Below are 17,355 nucleotides of genomic sequence, written 5' to 3' on the forward strand. Positions count from 1 at the left end.
ACGGGCCCACACACTACGACAACGCCTACAGCCCCGACACCGGCTTCCACACCCGAAAAGGCTGGGCCGGACGCACATAACCCCCACGACACGCCCGAGCGATGCCACACTTTCCTGCCGGTAACCCTCGAGTTGTCTTCTCACCCACGAGGAGAAGAGCGATCCTTGGCGAGTGCATCGCTGTGCCGAAGGGTCCTCCTCATGCACGAGGGTGAAAGCCGCAGCTGTCGATCCTCGTCGCAAGACTCTTCGGGGCCTCCTCATGCACGAGAGTGAAAGGGGCTCTGTATGAGGGGCGGGTTCTGGCGTCACTGCCAGAACCCGCCCCTCACGCTTCGCATCGGGTCTTCCTCACGACACTCGGTGTACCTTCACCCGCGTTGTTCCTCCGCCGTTGACAAGGACACAAGGGACCGGCTTGTTTCCCGGAGCCTGCCAGGAGCACACTGCACCCGTGGAGGATCTGCGAATCGAGGCCGGGCCAGGCTGCCCGAAGGGGCTTGTTGTGCCTGCGGGCGAGCTCGTCGAACGCTTCTCGCACTCCTCAGGACCTGGAGGTCAAGGTGTCAACACTTCCGATTCCAGGGTGCAGCTCTCCTTCGATGTGACAACGACGAGCGCACTCAACGAGCGTCAACGTGAGCGCGCTTTGACAGCTTTGGCTGGGAGGCTCGTCGATGGGGTCCTGACGATCACCGCGTCCGAGCAGCGTTCTCAGTTCGCGAATCGGAAGGCCGCGAGGCAGCGACTCGCAGCGCTCCTCAGATCCAGTCTCGCTCCACTCCCCCAACGGCGGGCAAGTAAACCGACGCGGGCTTCGAAGCTCCAGCGTCTACGCGACAAGCGCATCCGCTCTGAATTGAAGGCTCAGCGTCGCCGCCCCCTCGCGGATTAACGGCTATCTCCTGCCCGAGCCGTAGGTACCGGGGCGTAGGTGGCGAGACGAGCCCAGCTTCTCCCCCGCTTCGGGGTTCTCGCGGGCTCGCCCCTGAGGTGCGAGGAGTGTATCGCGTTTGATCAGGTCAAACCATGTGGAACTCAGGTCACCCTTTGCGCGCGTTACGTGTGTACAGGGGGCAAGCATCAAAGTTCGAGATTTGCTTCACCCCTGACGCGTCTGGAGTGTGTTATCGGGGGCAACCTTCGACGTCCAGCAGCCGTCTTCACCCCTGACGTGCGAGGAGTGTGTTGGTCGCCTGGGCGAGAGGTCGCAGGATCATTGAGTCGATATTCACATGTGCAGGGCGTGTGAGGGCCCAGCAGATCGCGTCCGCAACATCATCGGCGAGCAAAGGCTCGGCGACGCCCTCGTACACCTTCGCTGCGGCTTCTTCAGAGCCCAAGCGGTTGAGGGAGAACTCGGAGGTCTTCACCATTCCAGGGGCGATCTCAATGATGCGGACAGGTTCTCCGACGAGTTCTTGGCGCAAGGTGGTCGCAATGATGCGTTCGGCGTGCTTCGCAGCGACGTAGCCTCCGCCTCCCGGGTAGGTGTCGTGCGCCGCAGTCGAGGTGAGGAAGACAAGGTCGCCGCCCCTCTCGCGCATTCCCGAAAGGAAAGCCCGGGTGGTGCGCAAAGCGGTCATAACATTGCGGTGATACATCGCGATCCAGCGATCTGGATCGGCGTGCGCAATCGTGTCCACCCCCAGGGCGCCACCCGCATTATTCACTAGGGCATCCACGGGCCCGCCTTCGAGGACTCTCGCAGCCAAGGCGCCGACAGCCGTTTCATCGCTCAGGTCTGCGGCCACGTATTCGCATCCCGTTTCGGCGGCGAGGGCGGCGAGGCGCTCTTCACGGCGGGCGACGGCGACGACATCCCAGCCAAGTTCGCGCAGGCGACGGACAGTCGCCTCGCCGATGCCGGTTGACGCTCCTGTTACGAGGGCGCGTTTGACGCTTTCACTCATGATGTCCTCCTCGTCGATGATCTGAAGGGAGGCTACTCCTCATGTGTGAAGTGCTCCCCTTAGGCTCGCCGGGCTGAGAAGCTAGCCCTTGTGCCCTGTCCTACCCAGCTGTTTGGATGCGGCGCTTTTGCTTGGCGGCGGGGCTGGTATTCACCGCCCCTTCTGGCCGCGCCTCTCAGACAGCAGCGTCCGTTCCTCTCATCGGACGGCAATGCTCTGTTGTGGAGGAAGGCCCATATTTCCGTCCTCTTCCCGTTGTGCTCGCAGGGCGGCTCTCGGCGTCGAAGCGGACAGGGCCGCCACTGCTGACGCACGCTCAAGCCTGGGGTGTGTGAATCCCCGAAGCTCCAGGCGCCTTGGCAGCCCCGTCCTTCACTTCCCCGAGCGAGGGCGCAGGCCCTTGCCCGGAAAGCGGAAAGGAAGCTCCCGTGTCCTTCTTGCGCAAGAACCTGGGGCGGGCGGGCTTTAAACGACGCAGGAGCAAACGGAGCAGCACGAGGAGGATTGCGAAGAGCACGATCCACGGGAGCAGAATGATGAGGACGTAGCCAATCGCTTCCATCCCCCCGGTAAAGATCTGCCAGGAACGCTCCCAGGCGCCGATCGACGGAGTCGGAGCGACCGAAGAAGACGAAAACTCAACCTCAAGGGTCGAATACTGGACTTCATCCTCGTACCAGGCCCGCTGCGCTCTGAGGGAATCAAGATCGGCCTGGCGCGAGGTGAGTTCACGTTCCGCTTCAAGAAGGTCAGCGGTCGAAGCTGCGGACTTCATGAGTTCCATCAGGCGATCAATGGACTCTTTGAGGGCGGCCATTCGCGCGTCGAGGTCGGCGATCTGTGCTCCTACCTCTTCAGTGTGGATCTCTTCGCGGGTCACCGAGCCGAGTTCTCGAAGCTGGGCGAGAGTGTCCTCGTAGGCATCTGCAGGAATCCGAAAAGTCGCCCGAGCGCTCAGGGTCTGAGTCGAACTCTGCGAGGCGTAATCGGTTCGCCCGCCCACATTCTTCACGATCTCTTGAGCCGATGCGGATGCGGCGAGAGGATCGTCAACGCTCAGACGCAAAGACCCGGTGACAATCACCTGGGAGTCGATGGCACTGGCATCGCGGGATGCATCCGCCCGGTCTAAGGCAGAGGCATTCCCGACCCGCTGAGCCCCAGGATCTTTGGTTTCCCTTGCGAAGTCATCCATGGTGTAGGCGGACTCCTTCGAGTACGAAGAATCCGATGCTGAACCCGAAAAGTTCGACGCACCGCATCCTGAAAGGCCCAGGGCCGCGATGATGAGCGGAATGACGACTAAACCTCTCAGGCCTTTTCGGGCGCGCTCACCGCTCGTCGAAGGGCGAAGGTTTTTTCCGGTCATGATTCCTCCTCGGATTTCAGTCCTTGTCCCTAGCGTCTCGAATTCTGCGCCGGAATGGAAGCCCCTCAGAGCCATATTGGCAGATCCGGGACACTGCGAGGAGGAGCCGGGTCGGCTCGAAGAGAGTCCGGGCACTCCACAGCGAGGCCCCGATCCCCGGGGAAAACCTCGGGTACTACAAGGAGCCCCCGGCACCCTGAGGAAAATCCGAAACGACCGGAGAGAAGCACGAGCACGCCGCCGCTCCCTCTGCCGCCGGGGGAAGATCCGAGACGACCGGAAAGAAGACTCAGGCTCCTTCAAGAACCCCCACGAAGTTCAGGCTGTTCCGAGAATAGCCCCGGTACTCAAGGAGAATCCCCATGCCAGAGTGGATGTGCTTCGGCGCCGACGGGATTTATCCCGTCGGCGCCGCGAGCGTCCTCGTCTGGGGCATGGCGCCCCTACGACAATCAGTGCAAGCCGTAGGCCTTGTGGATGAGCCAGATTGGGTGGACGACGTTCGCACCGGTCGCGGTGCGCAGCTGCCAACGGCAGGTCTCCGTATCGCAGGCGGCGAGTTCGACATTGACCTGCTTGATGAAGTCGAAGACCGGCTTACCCACAGCCTGGGCGATGTCGTACTTCTCCTTCTTCATGCCGTAGGTGCCCGCGATACCACAGCAGGGCTGGTTCGATTCCTTGACCGTCACCCCGGGAATGAGTTCCATGAGTTCCACGGCCGGCAGACCAAGCCCCTGGGACTTGAGCTGGCAAGGCGCGTGGTAGGGGATCGTGATGTCCATGGGCTGGAAGTTCAGGTCAAGTTCGCCCTTATCATGCAGGTGCATGAGGAACTCACAGATGTCCCACATGCGCGAACCGACATCCCGCAGTTCAGGAGTGTCCATTTCGAGGATCTCGTTGGCCTCGTGGCGCAGCATGCCCGCGCAAGAGCCGGACGCGGAAACGATCGGCGCATTGCGGTTCGCCTTGCGCAGGTCATGCGTCAGCTTCGACACGTACTTCCGAGACTCGTCGTACAAGCCGTTCGACTGCAAGGCGAGGCCGCAGCAGCCGTGATGCGGGACGAGAACTTCATATCCGAGGTGTTCAAGGACTTGGACCGAGTGGATGGAGGTCTCGACCTCGAAGTACTGGCCGGCACAGCCGTGGAAGAAGATGACCTGTCCCTTGCGTCCCGAACCGGGAAGGGGGGTGTGCTTCTTGAACCAGCTTTCGAAAGTGCGACCCGCAGAGCGGGGCATCGGCGCATTGCGGTGAACGCCAATGACCTTCTCCATCGCGATGCGGATCGGTTTCACGTCGAGCGCCCAGTTCGCGATCGGAGCGACGGGCGTCATCACCGTGCCAATGAACCCGGTGCGGCCGATGAGGTGGTCGCGCGGCGGGATGCCCTTCTCCTTCTTCATTGCGGTGCGGGCGTGGTGGATCATTTCCGTGACCTTCACGCCCTGCGGGCACACGAGCGTGCAGGTGCCACACGAGGAGCAGTAGTCGATCGAGGAGTCGACGATCTGCCCGTCCTTGCGGTAGCGCTCGGCCTGCGGACCGGAGTACTTCGGCCCGGCGAAGAGGTCGGTGACGCGCATAACGGGACACTGGGTCTCACAGATCGTGCACTTGACGCAGGCGTCCAAAGTGGAGCGGAGGCCGAAGTCCTCTTCCTTCAACGACAGGACACTCATTTCTTCGATGGTCATTTCAGGCTCCCGAGGATCTGATCGGCCGCACGAAGTGCCGAGGCGAGGGCAATGCCTTCACCGGACTTCTCGCGCCAGCGGGTAGCTCCGGCAAGGTTTCCGCCGGCAGCGTAGACATTCGAGTAGACGGGCTTCTTGTTGGCGTCGAGAGGATGCATCGCATCGTCGACATCGAGGCCCGCGAGGAAGACCGGCTGCTCGCAGCCCCAGAAGTCTCCATGAAGGAGCTGGCCCTCGGCACCGAGGATCGGCAGTCCGAGAATCGAGTCGGTGACGGTCCCGTAGGAGTCCATGTCGAGGGCTCCGGATTCGAAGCCGCCACCCGCGAGGACAACGTTCTTCGTTTCGATGCGGGTCGGACGCCCAGCGGTCGAGATGTTGACGGCTGTGACGGCCCCGTCTTTGGTGTCGATACCGGTGACGTGTGAGCCGATGATGAAGCGGGCTTGTGCCTTCACGAGGGCGGTGAGCGCCTGGTTGAGGCGCATGCCCGGAATCGAGGGCGGCTGCATCGCGATCTCGAAGACCTCGTGTCCGAGGCGCTTTTCGATGTCCTTCCACGCGTCCAGATCGTTCAGGCCGAGAACTGCAGGCAGACCGACTACTTCCCCTTCTCTAAGGTGCGGGGCGATCGCTGCGACGAAGTGCTCACGCATTGCGGCATTGTCGAGGGCGCGCGCATGGTTCGTTCCGGTGGTGTCGACCTCGTCCTTTCGGATCTCAACATCGACGATGAGGGAGCGCACCTGGATGGGCGTTCCATCCGCAGTGGTCTGACGCGAAAGGTTCTCAGCGATGATCTTCGGGTAGAAGTCTTTGAGTCGCTTCAATCCGACGATCACGTAGGACTTGCCCGCAGCGGGGATGCCTGCGGCCATGGACGGCTGATACAGGCTCGTCGGGCGCAAGGCACCGAGCGAAGTCGGGATGACAACGTTCTGGCTTGGATCGCCGACGAGGAGCTTCGGGCCGAGGACTTCCTTGAGCCAATTCGCAGACTCGGCGATGAACTCGGGCGTGAAGTGCGAGTAGGGGTGTCCGGGGCGCGAAGCGATATGCGTTCCCACCTCGGCGAGGGGCTGGGTGATGCGACCAGAGTCGGAGTATCCGAAAAGGTCGACGGTGCCCTGCGAAAGTTGAAGGCCTCCGATTCCCTTCGTGACGAGGGTGACCTTCGCGCCGCCGTGTGCAAGACGGAGAGCTGCGGTAAGACCGGCGAGGCCGGCGCCGATGACGACGGCGTCTCTCATCGGTGATCCTCCTTTTCACTGTCTGTTGTCGCCTGGGCTCCCCTGGCGGCCGTGGTGTCTTGACCGAAGGACACGAATTCGGGGCTGGGTGTTGCGCTTGCTGGCAGGTGCTCGACGTCAAGCATTCCCTCGTGAATCCAGTTGTCGAGGGCGGTTTGGCGCAGCTGCTTGCCGTAGAGGATGGGCCACAGGCCGATCCAACGGTTCTTCAGGAAGTTCCTGAACAGCTCGTTCGCTTTGAGCGAGTCGATGTCGCCGCGCTCGTGTGCGATGCCTGTGGCGCGCTGCGAGCAGAAGCCGCCCTGGCAGGGGCCCATTCCGAGGCGCACCTGACGGCGAACGTCGTCGAGTTGAGCGCCGGGCAGGGTGTCCATGACTTCTTCGAGTTTCGTGCGAGTGATGAGTTCGCATTCGCAGATGATCTGGTCGTGGCTGGGGGCCACGTTCTTGTGCTCGATCTCTTCGAGGCGATGCCCGATTGTGTAGAGCTTCTGTTCGACGGCCGGGGGCACTGCTTCGAATGCGGTCTTGCATTCGCGCTTCTCGCCCATCTCCTCGCACATGATGTTGACGATGCGCTCGGCCATGAGGCGGTAGGTCGTGAGTTTGCCGCCGGCAATGGTGAGCATGCCGGAGACGCCGTCGCGGGAGTGGTGGTCGATGACGCTCATGCCGCGCGCCATGTGTCGGGTGTCCGAGGCCGCGACGCGCGAGTCCTTGACGAGGGGACGCGCACCGGCCCAGGCGTGCAGCGGGCGGGCTTTGCGGAAGCCGGGGACCATCGCTTCGCCCGATTCGAGCATCTGTTGGACCTGATCGGCGGGGATCGAGAGCTTGTCAGGGTCTTCCGCCTTGAGGTCGGTGGTGCCGATGATGCAGACCGGGTGGTCGGGAACGAGGATGTCGCCGTCGGCGGGCCAGATGCACCGGTTGAGGACCGTCTGAGTGAGGCGGTAGTTCATTGCGATCATGATGCCCGCACCGGGGACAACGTCAACGCCGTGGCATTCGGCGAGGGCGGCAATCTGACCGGCCCAGGGGCCACCGCAGTTGAGGACGAATGAGCATTCGATGCGCAGGTCCTCTCCGGTGCGAAGATTGTGAACGATCACGGCGCTAATGCGGTCGCCTTCCCGTTCGATCTTCTCGACGCGGTGATAGGTGTAGATCTCGGCACCGTAGGCCTGTGCGGAGCGGATCGCTCCCCAGCTCATCTGCCAGCCGTCCACAGCCCCGTCGAGGACTTCGAAGGCCCGTTTGAGACCGGGATCGAGTCGGGGTTCGCGCTTAAAGGCCTCTTTCAGGCTGATCTCCTGAGCGGGGACCTTCGTGGCAGCTGCGCGTTCGAGGAACTTGTCGGCGTATTCCTCATCGTCTTGGGATGTGACAACGAAAAGCCCGCCGGTCGCTTCGATCGCGTTGGAGTTGATCCTCTTGAGGATCTCATTCTCCTCGGCACATTCGGTCGCGGATTCGGGGTCGGAGGCGATGTAGCGCCCGCCCGAGTGCAGGAGGCCGTGGAAGCGTCCTGATGTCCCTTGTGCAATGTCGTATCGCTCGACGAGGACGGTCCTGAACCCGCGCATTGCGACGTCGCGCACAACGCCTGCTCCGGTGGAACCGCCGCCGATGACGACAACGTCCGTGTTGATCGTCTTCACCATTCGTTCCCTTCACAGTGGAAGCTGCCGGGGCACACACGACCCCGTCGTCGCCCCCATGATGCCCCGAAGAACGCCTCCTGCACGCCTGTTTCACACCTTTTGCACATCTGTTCACGGGGATATTTCACACCCTTTCAATTTGCGGCTCGACACACCGAAACTCGCATCATTGCACCATTTTCTCCCCATTTTCACAGCACTGGAATCACGATATTCCGCCCTCGAAAACAGGGGCTCCACCTCCCGCGTCAACGCCACAACTCCTCCGCTGTGCCTCAACACCCCCGCGCCCCCTAAAGTGGCGGGCATGACTGAGCAGCTTCTAGCACACGTCCTCGACACTTCGGCCCGCGACGAGTCGATCCGCCCACAAGACGACTTCTACCGGCATGTGAACGGCACCTGGCTGGCGACCCACGAAATCCCAGCCGAACGCCCCATTGATGGCACCTTCCACTTTCTTCTTGACCTCTCCGAAGAACGAGGCAAGGCGATCGCCGAAGACGCCGCCGCCAATCTCCTCGAAGACGAGGACGCCGAACTCATCACGACCCTGTGGGCCGCGTTCATGGACGAGGAGCGGATCGAAGCCGATGGCCTCGCCCCTCTTACAGCCGCATTCGACGCCGTCAAGGACGCGAAGGACCGCAGCGAACTCGCCAAGCTTTTCGGGAAGTTCTCTTCCTTCGGCCTCGGGACCTTCTTCGGCGTGCACGTCGGCACTGACCTGCATGATTCGAATGCGCGAATGCTCGACTTCTACCAGGCAGGCATCGGATTGCCCGATGAGGCCTACTATCGCGAGGATTCCTACGAGCAGATCCGCCAGGACTACCTCGCCCACCTGGCAAAGCTCCTCGCCCTCGCCGAACTCACTCCCGATGCCCACGACGGGGCTCAGATCTTGATGGACCTGGAAACGGCTTTCGCCTCGCATCATCGCGATTCAGTATCGAACCGAGACCCTCTTCTCTCAGACAACCAGGTGACCTGGGCGCAGCTGAAGGAAGACGCCCCCGGTTTCGACTGGCAAGCCTGGGCCGAGGGTATCGGCCTGCCCGTCGAGGAAGGCACTCTCGTCAACATCTCGCAGCCCGACTTCCTCACTGCAGGCGCCCACGTCTGGTCGCAAACCCCCATCGAAGACCTGCGTTTGAGCATGCTGACGACGCTCGTCGATTCGAACGCCTCATTGCTTCCCTCAGCCTTCGTCGAGGAGAACTTCGATTTCTTCGGCCGCATCCTGTCAGGCACGAAGGAGTTGCGCCCCAGATGGAAGCGCGCGCTGAGCCTGATCGAAGCCCACGCCGGAGAATCCCTCGGCCGCATCTGGGTGAGTAGGCACTTCCCTCCCGCTTCGAAAGATCGTATGGATGCCCTGGTGGCGGGCCTTCTTGAAGCCTATGGCGAGGCGATTGGAGAGTGCACGTGGATGGGCGAGGGCACGAAGGCGAAAGCCTTGGAAAAGCTCTCGACCTTCCGCCCGAAGATCGGCTACCCGCCCAAGTGGCGCGATATGTCGGATCTTCGCCTCGATCCTCGCGCCACGCTCCTCGAGCATGTTGTTGCGGCTCGCGCATTCGAAATTCGACGCGAATTCAAGAAGCTCTCAGAGCCCGTCGACCGTGATGAATGGTTCATGACCCCGCAGACGGTGAACGCCTACTACAACCCGACTCTCAATGAGATCGTGTTCCCCGCCGCGATCCTTCAGCCCCCATTCTTCGACCCGCAAGCCGATGACGCGGTGAATTTCGGGGCGATCGGCGCGGTCATCGGCCACGAGATCGGCCACGGCTTCGACGATTCAGGTTCGCGTTTCGACGCGCACGGCAATCTTGAGAACTGGTGGGACGAAGAAGACCGTTCGAGTTTCGAAGCACTGACCTCCCTCCTCGTGGATCAATACTCCGCATTGACTCCCAAAGACCTGGAAGGAGAAAACGCCCCGACAGTCAATGGCGCCCTGACCCTCGGGGAGAACATCGGCGACCTCGCGGGCCTGTCGATCGCCTGGCGCGCCTGGGTGAACGCTTTGAAGGCGAAAGGGCTCACTCCCCAGAGCGCTCCCGTCATTGATGGTCTCAGCGGCCCCAAGCGTTTCTTCTACGCCTGGGCGAGGGGGTGGCGCACGGCCACACGCCCCGAATTCGCAGCCCAGATGCTCGCCGTAGACCCCCACTCCCCCGCCGAATTCCGCTGCAACCAGATCTTGAAAAACATTGACGAATTCCACGCCGCATTCGATGTGCGCAAGGGCGATGGGATGTTCCTCGAAGAGGGTGAGCGCGTCCACATCTGGTGAGCTCTCAGACGACTCGCGTGCGATTCGGCCTGATCTTTGGGAAAATGACCGGGATGCGTGCTCGCCACGCCAATCCCAGAAGTGTTTTTGCGAAAGGTGTCCCATGCCGGGCCTGAATCTCACCCGAGAAGAGGCTTCTGCTCGCGCGGAAGTCATCCGAGTCCTCCACTACGACATTGCGCTCGACCTGACGACAGGGTCGACTGATTTCGCATCGAGCACCCGCATCGAGTTCGACGCGAACGAGGGAGCCTGCACTTTCGCCGACCTCGTCTCGAACAAGGTCCACTCGATCCGCCTCAACGGTGTCGAGCTGGGCGCCCAAGCGCATCAGGACCACCGCATCACCCTCAACGATCTGGCTGAGCACAATGTCCTCGAGGTCGAGGCCGACTGCCAGTACATGCACACCGGCGAGGGCCTGCACCGCTTCACTGATCCTGCCGATGGCAAGGACTACTGCTACTCACAGTTCGAGGTCCCGGATGCTCGGCGCGTGTACACGAGCTTCGAGCAGCCCGACCTCAAAGCAACTTTCACCCTGACGGTGACAGCACCTGCGGGCTGGACCGTTTTCTCGAACGCCCCGACCCCGGCCGCTGAAGTCGATGGGGAGCGTTGGATCTACCGTTTCGCCGAAACGGAGAAGATGTCGACCTACATTACGGCGATCGTCGCAGGCCCTTATGAGGGCGTACGTGACTCCCTGGCGTCTTCCGATGGGCGCACCATCGACCTCGGCGTCTGGTGCCGTGCCTCGCTCATCGAGCATCTTGATGCGCAGCGCATCATCGACACCACCCGCAAGGGCTTCGCATTCTTCGAGCAGCAGTACGGCATCGCCTACCCCTTCACGAAGTACGATCAGATCTTCGTTCCTGAGTACAACGCTGGAGCCATGGAGAACGCCGGGTGCATCACCTTCCGCGACTCCTACGTGTTCCGTACCCGCCCAACATCGGCTCAACTTGAGACTCGCGCGAACACGATCCTCCACGAGCTCGCCCATATGTGGTTCGGCGACCTTGTGACAATGAAGTGGTGGAACGATCTGTGGCTCAACGAGTCCTTCGCCGAGTTCATGAGCCACCTCGCCCTCGCTGAGGGCACAGAGTTCACCGACGCGTGGACCGGCTTCATGCTGCGCAAGGATTGGGGACTCAAACAAGATCAGCTCCCCACGACCCACCCGATCGCCGCCACGATCCGCGATCTTGCCGACATCGAGGTGAACTTCGACGGCATCACCTACGCGAAGGGTGCTTCCGTCCTGCGTCAGCTCGTCTCCTACGTTGGCCGCGATGCTTTCTTCACCGGCTTGCACGCCTACCTCACAGCCCATTCCTACGCGAATGCGACTCTCGCGGATCTGCTCTTAGAACTCGAGAAGGCCTCCGGCCGTGACCTGGACGCCTGGTCGAAGGTTTGGCTCCAAGAAGCAGGCGTCACCCTTCTTCGCCCGCAAATCCGCCTGAACGAGGACGGAACCATGGCAGAATTGGCGGTCATCCAAGAAGCCTTCTCTCAAGGCGCTTCTCTTAGACCGCACCGCATGGGAGTCGCCGGATACTCACTGGACGGGGACACGCTGGTCCAAGACTTCCGCGAAGAACTCGATGTCGATGGAGAACGCACCCTGGTTCCCTCGGCCGTGGGCCGCAAGCGCTCAGACATGATCCTCCTCAACGATGGCGACCTCGCGTACGCGAAGGTCCGCATGGATGAGGACTCGCTTGCCTTCGCGACGAAGAACATTGACCGTATCGCTGATTCTTTGACCCGCAACATCGTCCTGGCTTGCGCGTGGGACATGACGCGCGACGGCGAAATGGCCGCACACGACTACCTGCGCCTGGCGATCACCGCGATCCCCGGTGAGCAGAACATGTCGATGCTCGACCTCACCCTGCGGCACATCGAAGAGGCAGTCCGTACCTTCGTCTCTCCTGCTACCCGCCTCGAGGCTCTTGCAAAGGTCGGCACGCACCTCCTGTTCCTCGCCCGGGCTGCGGCTGCGGCCTCCGATGCTCAGAACATGCTGGTGCGCGCCGCCGCCCGCATGGCGACGACTCCCGAGCATTTCGCGTCCATTAAGGCCCTGTACACGGGAGAAGAGACTCTCCAGGGCCTCGACCTGGATCTGGATTGCCGTTGGACTCTCCTCATTTCCATGGTGCGCGGCGGCGTCGGAAGCGAGGCTGAGATCGCTGCCCTTGAGGCCGAAGACGGGACCATGACCGGCCACCAGAACGCTGCCGCAGCCCGCGCTGCAGTCGCCTCCGCCGATGTGAAGCGTGCTGTCTTCGATGCGGTGATGACCGACCAGTCCATCCCCAATGACACGCGCTGGGCAATGGTCTCCGGTTTCTGGGCCCAGGCCCGCACCACGCCCGACATGTATGTCCCCTTCGTGGGCGACTACTTCGATTCCCTCGAGCGAGTGTGGGAGGAGAACACCTTCCACACGGCTGAAGACATCGTGACTTTGATGTTCCCCTCTGCTCTTGCCGGCTACGTCGAAGGCGTGGATGTCGAGGCGCAGGGAGCCGCATGGCTTGACGCACACCCTCAGGCTTCCGCAGCCCTGGTGCGCATCATCCGTGAGCGCATGGATGTGGCTCGCCGCCAGCGCGCAGCCCAGGCCGCGGATGTGCAAGAGGCGACGAGCCATTGAGGCTTCCGGCCCCTGGAGCTGTTTCGCTTCCAGGGGCCGCCCGCTTTGGGGGCTGGCGACTTTGGTGCTGGCTCCCCCGGTTCCGCTGAGTTTGTCCCCCTTCCCGGGGACCGCCCGCCCTGATGGGCCGACTACCCCGGCCCTGGACCTGACTCCCCTGAGCGTTACCTCTTCCCGGGGACCGCCCGCCCCTGATGGGACTATCTCTGGATTGACTAGGCTGCTGGGCCATACAACGCAGCTTGGCTGTGGGGTTTCCTCGGAGTAATCCCCCAATGCCCGCAGCTCATAACGCCCGCAGCAGATGAATAAAAATGGTCTTCCCGTCAATCGATGGGAAGACCATTGTCGTCTGTACTGTGAATGAGGATGAGGAAGCAGAGGGGGCCGAGCGAAAGAGACGGAAAGAAAGCGATTCTCCTCACCGTTGAGGAAAACGGGGAGCGACGCCCCCTAATTTTTCACCGGGGGCGTCGATAAGCGGGCCAGGTGAAGCGTCAAGTAAGCGATCTCGTCCTCGGTCAAGACTGTGCCCAGACGCAGTTCGACGAGCTGGGCGATAGTCTTGGCGCAGGCATTCTCCCTCGGATAGGACTCGATGATCGAGCGGACGACACTCGGCATCTGTTCGACCAGCTGGTCGTCCTTGCGGATGCGGACGAATAGGTAACGCAGGTGAGTGATGAAACGCCCGGCGCTGATCGATTCTGAATCGAGCCCAATGCCCAGGCCTTGAGCGGCAACCTTAAGGATCTGCTGAATGACTCCCGTCATCGTGTAGGTCCACGACAGGTCCCCGCTCGCAAAACCCGCATTCACAAGATGGAGGGTGAAGGCCGTGGCCTCGGCCTTCGGCAGTTCCGCATCTGCTGTGCGATTAAGAGCGTCGAGGAGCGCGCTCGCCCTCGCATACTCATCCGGGTAGAGGTGCACAACCTCACCCGTCAAGGGGTATTCAATCGACTGACCGATACGGGCCCTGGCGAGAGCAAAACCCAGATGGTCTGCGAGGGCGAGGACCAGGGTCGGGCTGGAAGTCTCCTCAATCCCGACCTCACGCATAGCGGTGACGATCATGTGAACATGCTCGGGCGGGATCTGTGCAAGAAGCTGGCCCATATGGTCAGGGTCGCGCCCATCGGCCGGAACGAACTTCTTCACGACCTTCGCCGAGTCGATCTCAGTACCAGGTTTCGCTTGGAAACCAAGGCCGCGCCCGGTGAGGATGACCTGGGTGCCGTCAGTCTCGCGAGCGAGCACAACATTGTTGTTGAACACGCGGAGCAATTCCACGGCGGTCTTCTCCTCTCCGGGCGCGGTCAGGGGTATTGGTTCAGCGGACGATGTCGATGACGGGAGCGCCCGCGTTCACGACGGTGTCAACGATGGGCGTCACGGCGCTCATCGTCTTCGAGTTCGTCACAGTCATGAGCGTAGTCGTCGCATATCCAGCGCTTGCAACCTTCGCCAGATCCACATTGACGAGGGCATCGCCAACCTCGACTCGCTGCTTCTTCTCCACGAGAACCTCGAAGCCTTCGCCGTCCATTGAAACGGTGTCAATGCCGACGTGGACGAGGACCTCAACGCCGTCATCGGTCTTGATGCCGAAGGCGTGACCGGTTTTGGCGACCGTGCGCAGCACGCCCGCCACCGGGGAGACGATGCGACCGGAGTTCGGGACGATGGCGACGCCTTCTCCGAGTGCTCCAGAGGCGAAGACCTTGTCACCAGAGTCCGCGAGGGAGAGCACTTGGCCTCCAACGGGAGCGAAGACCGCTGTGGTCGGCTCCGCGTTTGCCACCGGGGCTTCGTCCTCTTCGATGGGGGCCGCAGCCGTGGCAGCAGCAGAAGCGCCACCTGCGGAAGCGAGGGCTTCAGCCTTCTGCTCAGCGGTGCGGTAATCGAAGAGGGCAACCAGGGTAAAGGCCGTGAAGAACGCGACTGCGATCGCGATGGCGTAGATCCACATCGGGTCGAAGACGGGGATCGTGAGCAAGGAGGTGAAGGCGAAGGCGGAGGTCGTCACGCCACCTGAAGCGAGACCGAGGATCGCAATCGTCAGGCCACCGGCGAAACAACCGATGAGCATGAGCGGGTAGATCCTCTTGAAACGCAGGTGGATACCGTACAGGGAGGGCTCGGAAATACCACCGAGGAGACCTGCTGCGAGTGCGCCGGTTGCGGTCTGGCGCATCTGGACGTCCTTATCGCGCATGGAGAGGAAGAGCACGCCGGCAGTGGCGCCGAAGCAGGCGAAGTTCCATGCACCCATCGGGCCCTGGATGAAGTCGTAGCCGAGGGTTTGGATGTTGACGAGCATGAGGGCGTTGAGCGGCCAGTGCAGGCCGAGCGGCACGAGGAAGGGGTACACCATTGGGATGATGAGCGCAAAGACGAAGGGCGCGTGCGAGTTCATCCAGGCCATTCCGATGCCAAGGCCGTTGCCGAGCCAGACGCCCAGGGGGCCGATGAGGAAAGCTGTAGCCGGGATCATGATGCCCATGGCGATGAAGGGGACGAACACCATCTGCAGGTTCGTCGGGATTATCGCCTTCAAAGCCTTGTACACGAGGGCAAGGACGGCGACCATGATGAGCGGGACGAAGACGTTGCCGCCGTAGTCATTGAGCTGGAGCGGCAGACCGAAGATGTGGGCCGTGCAGCTCTCAGTGTTGAGAAGCTCATTCGTTGTACAGGTGAGCTCGGGGAATCGTTCCTTATTGGACAGCGACATGAACTCCGGGGTCATGAGGGCGGCCATGATGGTCCCACCAAGCCACGGGTCTACGTCGAGCTTCTTCGCTGCGTTGTAGGCGACCATGATCGGCAGGAAGTAGAAGACCGCCCGCCACAGGGCATCAACAAAAACCCATGAAGCAGACTTGTCGGCAGCACGGAAATCGACAATGCCGAGGGCATCAAGCATTGCGGCGAAGGCGATGATCAGCGAGGCTCCGAGGAGGACGCCGAGAATCGGACGGAAGGAGTCCGAGAGGTATTCGAAGAAAGCGTCGAGCCAGGCGAATTTGCCGCGAGCTTTCGAGCGGGCCTGAGCCTTGACTTCCGCATCCGTCATCACTGCGCCCGCCGACATGCCGGGCAGGGACTGCATTGCGGCGTAGACGCCGGCGACTGCTCCGCCGATGACGACCTGGTAGCGATCGCCCCCTGGGGGACGACGCCAAGGACGCCATCGGTCTTATCCAGAGCGTCGGCGTCAACCTTCGAGGCGTCAACGAGCTCGAAGCGGAGTCGGGTCGCGCAGTGCGAGAAGCTCGTAATGTTGCCCGCACCGCCGATCCCTCTCAGGACCGCTTCAGCGATCTGCTGTTCGGTGGACATCTGTGTCCTCCTCCTTCGATAGAGCCCCGGTCGGGGCCTGATCTGTGTTGATATGGCCGAAGCCACTGATGGATGAAACGTCTCCTCGGAAACAAAAAGGGCCCGGAAAACGCTTCAACGTTTCCCAGGCCTTGCCTCTTGAGAGTAACAACCCTGTGTTCCGATGATCATCGGAGCTGCCCACACCATACGCGCGCGGGACTGCCTGATGCAAGGGGCTTTCCTCATTTCACCTGAAGTTGCGATTTCGATCGTGCTTCGGCCACGGGGCGCCATGGTGTTCAGAGGCATCGAGATGCCACCTCCTTCAAGATCTTCGAGGTCCCGTCTTCAATCCTGAGATCAGCGAAGCGATCTGCTTGTGTCGGTCCCCGGTTGATGACCGCGAGCATCGCTCCGGATTGGATTGCTTCTTGGACGACCCACATGCCGGTCGAGACCGCGAGCGATGTTCCTGCGACAATCACGAGCTTCGCGGCTCTGGCAGCTCGAAGAGCTCGAGTGAAAACCTCTTGAGGTAGGCTTTCGCCGAACATGACAATCCCCGGCTTCAAGGGGCCTGCGCAGTGCTCACACCTTGCGGCAAGGAATTCACAGGCTTCAGCAGCCTCGCGGTCTGCTTCGGGGGTGATCTCCACTTTGTTCAAATCCGTGACTTCCTCGATCCACGGGTTGAGCTCACGGAGCCGCGTTGAAAGCGCCTCACGCAACATGGCGAGCCCGCACTGCAAGCACACAACCGTGTCATATCGTCCGTGGAGCTCCCACAGGCTCACGACGCCTGCGCGGGCATCAAGGCGGTCAATGTTCTGCGTGGCAACACCAAGGAGGAGTCCTTCCTGCTCGAGGGCGGCGAGAGCCAAGTGCCCGAGAGTGGGCTCGAGGGCATCAAGCATTCTCCAGGTCGCCTCATTGCGGTACCAGAGCCAGCGATACCAGACGGGGTCGGAGACGAACATGTCGAAGTCTATGGGAGCCTTCGGAGTCGAGCCCATGCCCCGATAGTCAGGTAGGCCCGAGTCGGTTGACATTCCCGCGCCCGACACGACGAGGACGTCTCCTTTCCTTACTGCCTCAGCGAGTTCCTCGATGACGCTCATGCGTGTCAGCTCCGCTTCCTTCCTTTTCCCTC

The 17,355-nt window shown here is 61.7% G+C and carries 12 protein-coding genes; 3 read left to right on the forward strand and 9 right to left on the reverse strand.

The genetic code is table 11. From position 1 onward, the window contains the following. The first annotated feature begins 454 nt into the window (after nt 1-454). The gene (gene arfB, locus JFX23_RS03880; protein WP_198775816.1) at nt 455-895 is read left to right on the forward strand and encodes an alternative ribosome rescue aminoacyl-tRNA hydrolase ArfB; all 441 of its coding nucleotides are present in this window, start codon (nt 455-457) and stop codon (nt 893-895) included. 268 nt (nt 896-1,163) lie between these two features. Here the strand turns inward: arfB and JFX23_RS03885 are convergent, their stop codons facing one another. From JFX23_RS03885 to glpA, 5 genes are all read right to left on the reverse strand, one after another. Next, entirely contained in the window at nt 1,164-1,913 is a 750-nt protein-coding gene (locus tag JFX23_RS03885; protein WP_198775817.1) for an SDR family oxidoreductase, read from the reverse strand. A gap of 316 nt (nt 1,914-2,229) precedes the next feature. Then, on the reverse strand, nt 2,230-3,282 hold the full coding sequence (locus tag JFX23_RS03890) for a DUF4349 domain-containing protein (RefSeq protein WP_198775818.1): 1,053 nt from the start codon (nt 3,280-3,282) through the stop codon (nt 2,230-2,232). A gap of 452 nt (nt 3,283-3,734) precedes the next feature. Further along, on the reverse strand, nt 3,735-4,985 hold the full coding sequence (locus JFX23_RS03895; protein ID WP_198775819.1) for an anaerobic glycerol-3-phosphate dehydrogenase subunit C: 1,251 nt from the start codon (nt 4,983-4,985) through the stop codon (nt 3,735-3,737). Beyond that, nucleotides 4,982-6,235: a glycerol-3-phosphate dehydrogenase subunit GlpB gene (gene glpB / locus JFX23_RS03900; protein ID WP_198775820.1), complete on the reverse strand. Its 1,254-nt coding sequence runs from the start codon at nt 6,233-6,235 to the stop codon at nt 4,982-4,984. The genes JFX23_RS03895 and glpB overlap by 4 nt, the downstream gene beginning before the upstream one ends. Further along, nucleotides 6,232-7,896, reverse strand: coding sequence for an anaerobic glycerol-3-phosphate dehydrogenase subunit GlpA (gene glpA, locus JFX23_RS03905; RefSeq protein ID WP_332874677.1), 1,665 nt, complete (start codon nt 7,894-7,896; stop codon nt 6,232-6,234). The genes glpB and glpA overlap by 4 nt, the downstream gene beginning before the upstream one ends. A 310-nt stretch (nt 7,897-8,206) precedes the next feature. Between glpA and JFX23_RS03910 the strand changes: the two genes are divergently transcribed. Next, nucleotides 8,207-10,204 (forward strand): M13 family metallopeptidase, encoded by a 1,998-nt coding sequence (locus JFX23_RS03910; RefSeq protein WP_198775822.1) that lies wholly within the window; start codon nt 8,207-8,209, stop codon nt 10,202-10,204. Between the two features lie 103 nt (nt 10,205-10,307). Then, nucleotides 10,308-12,878: an aminopeptidase N gene (pepN, locus tag JFX23_RS03915; protein ID WP_198775823.1), complete on the forward strand. Its 2,571-nt coding sequence runs from the start codon at nt 10,308-10,310 to the stop codon at nt 12,876-12,878. 453 nt (nt 12,879-13,331) lie between these two features. Here the strand turns inward: pepN and JFX23_RS03920 are convergent, their stop codons facing one another. The 4 genes from JFX23_RS03920 to JFX23_RS03930 all read right to left on the reverse strand — a co-directional run bounded on the left by JFX23_RS03920 (nt 13,332) and on the right by JFX23_RS03930 (nt 17,323). Further along, nucleotides 13,332-14,171 (reverse strand): PRD domain-containing protein, encoded by an 840-nt coding sequence (locus JFX23_RS03920; protein ID WP_198775824.1) that lies wholly within the window; start codon nt 14,169-14,171, stop codon nt 13,332-13,334. A gap of 40 nt (nt 14,172-14,211) precedes the next feature. Continuing rightward, nucleotides 14,212-15,993: a glucose PTS transporter subunit IIA gene (locus JFX23_RS03925; RefSeq protein ID WP_463599327.1), complete on the reverse strand. Its 1,782-nt coding sequence runs from the start codon at nt 15,991-15,993 to the stop codon at nt 14,212-14,214. Further along, nucleotides 15,957-16,223, reverse strand: coding sequence for a PTS transporter subunit EIIB (locus JFX23_RS09675; protein ID WP_463599328.1), 267 nt, complete (start codon nt 16,221-16,223; stop codon nt 15,957-15,959). The genes JFX23_RS03925 and JFX23_RS09675 overlap by 37 nt, the downstream gene beginning before the upstream one ends. 281 nt (nt 16,224-16,504) lie before the next feature. Continuing rightward, the gene (locus JFX23_RS03930; RefSeq protein ID WP_198775825.1) at nt 16,505-17,323 is read right to left on the reverse strand and encodes a Sir2 family NAD-dependent protein deacetylase; all 819 of its coding nucleotides are present in this window, start codon (nt 17,321-17,323) and stop codon (nt 16,505-16,507) included. Between the last annotated feature and the right edge of the window lie 32 nt (nt 17,324-17,355).

It is taken from the genome of Schaalia cardiffensis, assembly GCF_016405145.1.
In the GTDB taxonomy this organism is placed as follows: Bacteria; Actinomycetota; Actinomycetes; order Actinomycetales; family Actinomycetaceae; genus Pauljensenia; species Pauljensenia cardiffensis.

What these genes read in the sequence shown, in the direction of transcription:
- JFX23_RS03885 (WP_198775817.1), bottom strand. Translation starts at nt 1,913, where the DNA reads ATGAGTGAAAGCGTCAAACGCGCCCTCGTAACAGGAGCGTCAACCGGC.
- JFX23_RS03890 (WP_198775818.1), bottom strand. Translation starts at nt 3,282, where the DNA reads ATGACCGGAAAAAACCTTCGCCCTTCGACGAGCGGTGAGCGCGCCCGA.
- JFX23_RS03895 (WP_198775819.1), bottom strand. Translation starts at nt 4,985, where the DNA reads ATGACCATCGAAGAAATGAGTGTCCTGTCGTTGAAGGAAGAGGACTTC.
- glpB (WP_198775820.1), bottom strand. Translation starts at nt 6,235, where the DNA reads ATGAGAGACGCCGTCGTCATCGGCGCCGGCCTCGCCGGTCTTACCGCA.
- JFX23_RS03910 (WP_198775822.1), top strand. Translation starts at nt 8,207, where the DNA reads ATGACTGAGCAGCTTCTAGCACACGTCCTCGACACTTCGGCCCGCGAC.
- pepN (WP_198775823.1), top strand. Translation starts at nt 10,308, where the DNA reads ATGCCGGGCCTGAATCTCACCCGAGAAGAGGCTTCTGCTCGCGCGGAA.
- JFX23_RS03925 (WP_463599327.1), bottom strand. Translation starts at nt 15,993, where the DNA reads ATGCAGTCCCTGCCCGGCATGTCGGCGGGCGCAGTGATGACGGATGCG.
- JFX23_RS09675 (WP_463599328.1), bottom strand. Translation starts at nt 16,223, where the DNA reads ATGTCCACCGAACAGCAGATCGCTGAAGCGGTCCTGAGAGGGATCGGC.
- JFX23_RS03930 (WP_198775825.1), bottom strand. Translation starts at nt 17,323, where the DNA reads ATGAGCGTCATCGAGGAACTCGCTGAGGCAGTAAGGAAAGGAGACGTC.